Consider the following 3,257-nt stretch of genomic DNA (forward strand, 5'->3'; position numbering starts at 1 on the left):
GACGATGACGAACAGCCCGGAGGCGTCGACCCCGGCTTCGGAGCCCACAGCCACTGACGGCACAGTCACTGACGGCACAGCCACAGACGGCACAGCCACTGAGCCATCCGTGGCGGAGGGCGCCGAGACTTCCGCGCTCGACGAGGGCACGTTCTCACGGATTCTCGAGCCGCGATCGGCCAACCGGATTCCGATCGGCGACGGCACCTGGCACCAGCTCGCCCGGCAGTACGTCTGGGTGCAACTCATCTCGTCGGGCATCCTGTTCCTCCTCGTTCTCGCCGCCGCGCTCGCGATCTGGTTGATCGTCGGGGTGGGGTGGGTCTGGATTCCCGCGGGGATCGTGCTGGTGATCCTCGCGATCACGCTTGCTGTTACGCCACGCCAGGCTCGGGCCTACGGCTATCAGCTGCGCGAAGACGACCTGGTCTTTCGCAAGGGGATCCTCTGGCAGCGGGTCGTCGCGGTGCCCTACGGTCGCATGCAGCTCGTCGACATCACGCACGGTCCACTCGATCGCGGGTTCGGGATCGCGCAGCTCAAGCTCGTGACGGCGGCAGCCACGACCGGGGTCGCCATTCCCGGCATCCGTCAAGACGCCGCCGAGCAGCTGCGTGACACCCTCATCGCGGTAGCCGAGACCCGCCGGACCGGGCTGTGACCGACCCCAACGCCACCCCCGCGACGCCCGCCACCCCGCCGCCCGCCGCGGAGGTGCGCTCGCCGCTCAGTGACGGCGAATGGCATCGGATGCACCCCCTCACGCCGCTGTTTCGCGGTGGGCTGGTGCTGGTGATCGTCGCCGGCGTCATCATCGCGAACCTGCGAGACCGGCTCATCGCGATCTTCCTGCCGTGGCTGGCTCCCGGCTTCGAGGGAGAGTCGATCCCCGGTGACCCCGTCGACTACGTCGTGTCGCACAACCTGATCCTCGTTGCGACGCTTGTCGTGCTTGCCGTCGTGATCGTGCTGATCGGCCTCTTCTATCTCGCCTGGCGCTTCCACAGTTTCCGCATCACGGATGACGATGTCGAGGTGCGCTCGGGCGTCGTCTTCCGGTCGCACCGCCGCGCCCCCCTTGACCGGGTGCAGGGAGTGAACCTGACGCGCCCCACCGTTGCGCGACTGTTCGGGCTCGCCAAGCTCGAGGTCGTGGGCGCGGGCCTGGACGCGAACGTCAAGCTCGAATACCTGTCGACGGCGAACGCAGAGGCGATTCGCGGTGACATCCTGCGGCTCGCATCGGGGCGTCAGCTCGGCGAGCGCGGCAAGGCGCAGCGGCGCGCCAGGGCATCCGAGACCGTGTCGGCAGGAATCACCGGCCTGATCGCGGGGGCAGAGGCACCCGTTGCTGAGCCCGAGTCGGTCGTGTCGATCCCGGTCGGGCGCCTGGTCGCTTCCCAAACCCTGTCGGGCACCACGATCTTTCTGGTCGCGGCGATCGCTGCGATCGTGACCGGGGCGGTCACGACGACCGGCTGGGTGCTGTTCGCCGTCGTTCCAGCGGTCCTCGGGTTCGGTGCCTACTGGATCCGCTCGATCACCCGCTCGCTCCGCTACTCGATCGCCCCGACCCCGAGCGGCGTTCGAATCACCTACGGTCTGCTCACGACGATCACCGAGATCATCCCGCCGGGTCGCATCCATGCTGTCGAGGTCACGCAACCGCTGATGTGGCGGCCGTTCGGCTGGTGGGCGATTCGTATCAACCGACTGTCGGGTCGCAGCATGAGCGACGGCGCCAACGACCAGTTCGGCACCGTGCTGCCGGTGGGCAACCGTGCTGATGTCGAGCGGGTGCTGCGACTCATTCTGCCGTCGATCGACCAGGACGACTGGCCCATGATCGTCGACAACGGCGCCCTCGGTCCCGTGGCCGACGACCCGTACACGACCACGCCGAGGCGAGCGCGGCTGCTTCGACCGCTCTCGTGGCGGCGCAACGGATACTGGCTCGGAACTGACGCGCTGTTCCTGCGTCGGGGCCGGATCTGGCGCACTCTCGCCGTCGTGCCGCTGGCACGGATGCAGAGCCTCGAGGTGAGTCAAGGTCCGCTCGATCGCGCGCTTCGGGTTGCGAACATCCGTGCGCACACGGTCATCGGTCGCGTGTCGGGCAGCCTCGGCATCCTCGACCGCGACGACGCGTTGCGCCTGTTCGATGACGGCGAGCGCGCCGCCATCGGCGCCGTCGCAACCGACCGCTCGCACCGCTGGGCGGGGGAGGAGTGAGCGACAGGCTGCGCGTCGGGATCGTCGGCGCGGGCAGGGTCGGTCCTGTCATCGGTGCGGCACTCGCGGGAGCGGGGCACGCCATCGTCTCGATCACGAGCGGCTCGGACGACGACCGCGTCGCCGCGATCCTTCCGGGCGTCCCCCTCCGGGACCCACAGGATGTCGTGCGGGAGAGCCAGCTCGTCGTGATCGCCGTTCCACACGATCAGCTCGAGGGACTCGTGACCGGACTCGCCGAACTCGACGCGTGGCAGCCGGGTCAACTCGTCATGCACACCGATCCGGCGTTCGGTACCGACGTCCTCGCTCCGGCGCTGGCGCGCGGCGTGATTCCCCTGGCGATTCATCCGGCGATTGCGTTCACCGGCACGTCGATCGACCTGCGTACCCTTGTCGGTGCGTATGCGGCTGTCACTGCGCCAGCGCCCGTCCTGCCGATCGCGCAGGCGCTCGCGGTCGAACTGGGATGCGAGCCCGTGATCATCGCCGAGAGCGACCGAGCCGCCTACGCCGAGGGGGTGACGACCGCCACCGACTTCTCGCGCTCGATCATCCGTCAGGCCACCGACCTGCTGCGTTCGGCCGGCGTTGCCGAGCCGGGGCGCTATCTCGCGGCGCTCATGCATACGACCGTCGACCACGCGCTCGTCGAGGCGGGAACCGACGACATCCGCCCACCCGTGGACTGAGCCCGAGCGACCGCCAACGGACTCCCAACGGCCCGCCGATAGACTGGGCGACGATTTTCAAGGAGCCCCCCTCATGACCGACACGCCTGCCGCCGTGCCCGCGGACGCCGCCCCCGAAGCATCCGACGAGGACGTCTTCGAGCAGAAGGCGGTGCGGCTGGCAAAGCGCGAGCGGCTGCTGGCCGAGCGCACGGATGCCGCGGGCGGCGCCTATCCGGTGAGTGTGCCGGTGACCGCAACCGTCGCTGAGGTTCGCGAACGCTTCGCCCATCTTGAGGCAGGTGACGAGACGGGCGAGACCGTGTCGGTTGCGGGTCGGGTCGTCTTCAGCCG

3 protein-coding genes and 1 pseudogene are annotated in these 3,257 nt (G+C 69.0%); all 4 read left to right on the forward strand.

The features are described from left to right. The first annotated feature begins 109 nt into the window (after nucleotides 1–109). Nucleotides 110–661, forward strand: coding sequence for a PH domain-containing protein (locus Q1V87_RS11610; RefSeq protein WP_300592913.1), 552 nt, complete (start codon nucleotides 110–112; stop codon nucleotides 659–661). Beyond that, nucleotides 658–2,232 (forward strand): PH domain-containing protein, encoded by a 1,575-nt coding sequence (locus Q1V87_RS11615; RefSeq protein ID WP_300592910.1) that lies wholly within the window; start codon nucleotides 658–660, stop codon nucleotides 2,230–2,232. The genes Q1V87_RS11610 and Q1V87_RS11615 overlap by 4 nt, the downstream gene beginning before the upstream one ends. After that, nucleotides 2,229–2,924: a Rossmann-like and DUF2520 domain-containing protein gene (locus tag Q1V87_RS11620; protein WP_331790843.1), complete on the forward strand. Its 696-nt coding sequence runs from the start codon at nucleotides 2,229–2,231 to the stop codon at nucleotides 2,922–2,924. The genes Q1V87_RS11615 and Q1V87_RS11620 overlap by 4 nt, the downstream gene beginning before the upstream one ends. 73 nt (nucleotides 2,925–2,997) lie before the next feature. Beyond that, nucleotides 2,998–3,257, forward strand: a pseudogene (locus Q1V87_RS11625) (lysine--tRNA ligase); the annotation flags it as partial.

Source organism: Microbacterium sp. (assembly GCF_030149085.1).
Lineage (GTDB): Bacteria > Actinomycetota > Actinomycetes > Actinomycetales > Microbacteriaceae > Microbacterium.